Consider the following 1,016-nt stretch of genomic DNA (forward strand, 5'->3'; position numbering starts at 1 on the left):
ATTGCATTGCACGAAGGTTGGTCAAGCTGGGATTCAGAGAATACCCGTAATGCTAACCAGAACCTTGCTACAGTCCACGTTAATGGTCTGGTGTCTGATGCATCAATCACTGACCCTAAAGTCAAAGCAAGCGCCTTAGCAGCGAAACAGAATGAACTGTTCGTTAATGGTGTCTTCCCTGATTCAAGTTCACAGATTAAGATGGTCACTCAGACCTCTGCTCAGTTGGCTTCTCAACCTAATGGTGGTGAGTTAGTCAAGGAGTATGGTGAACAAACCATCGCTATCAATGGCAAACCAGTCAAGATTAAAGATGTAATCGGTGATGCTGACTTCCAGATTCACGTTAAGACGGGTGATGAATCCACTCTCCGTCTCAGTGCTAAACGTAATGATGAATATCACGCTCGTCTTATTGCTAACCAGAACCTTCCGTTAGAAGAACGTGAAGCTGATTTGCAGAAGATTGAGACAGAGTTCAAAGACATTATGCCAGCAGGTGGTGAACAGACGGAAGCCACTGCTAAACTGACAGCTATGAGAGCTGACATTCAGACTCAGAAAGAAGCTGCTGCACGTAAACTTGATGGTGATAATGCCAAAGCAACTAAACTGCTTACTGGTGAATCTAAGATGACGACTCAGCTACAAGCTGCGTTATCGACTCCTGGTGGTAAGTTTAGTAAAGACACAGTTGTGTGGTATGAATCAGAATGGGGTAGTAAAGACCAAGCATATTCTAACGTAATGAATAAGACGTTTGATGCTGTTATGTCTGATCCTAAACTGACAGATGCACAGAAGAACGCTCAAATCCTTCGCCTAGCGGATGTAGACAGTGCGAATCACGGAGGTGTTATCTCCGGTCGTATGAACTCTCTCGTCTCAGGAGCGACTGCTGAGTGGCATTCTATGGCTGTCACTGGTGATGTTAATCAACCACAGAACTCTATGAAACAGCTTAGCCAGCTGTATGAAACCAATCCTAATGCAGTTCGTCAGTTACTAAGTCGGAG

1 protein-coding gene is annotated in these 1,016 nt (G+C 44.6%); it reads left to right on the plus strand.

Annotated features, from left to right (window positions below; genetic code table 11):
• Positions 1–90: 90 nt before the first annotated feature.
• A partial coding sequence (locus N1032_RS23800) for a hypothetical protein (RefSeq protein WP_259542871.1) occupies positions 91–1,016 on the plus strand: 926 nt, incomplete at its 3' end.

This window comes from Herbiconiux daphne (assembly GCF_024979295.1).
Taxonomy (GTDB): Bacteria; Actinomycetota; Actinomycetes; order Actinomycetales; family Microbacteriaceae; genus Herbiconiux; species Herbiconiux daphnes.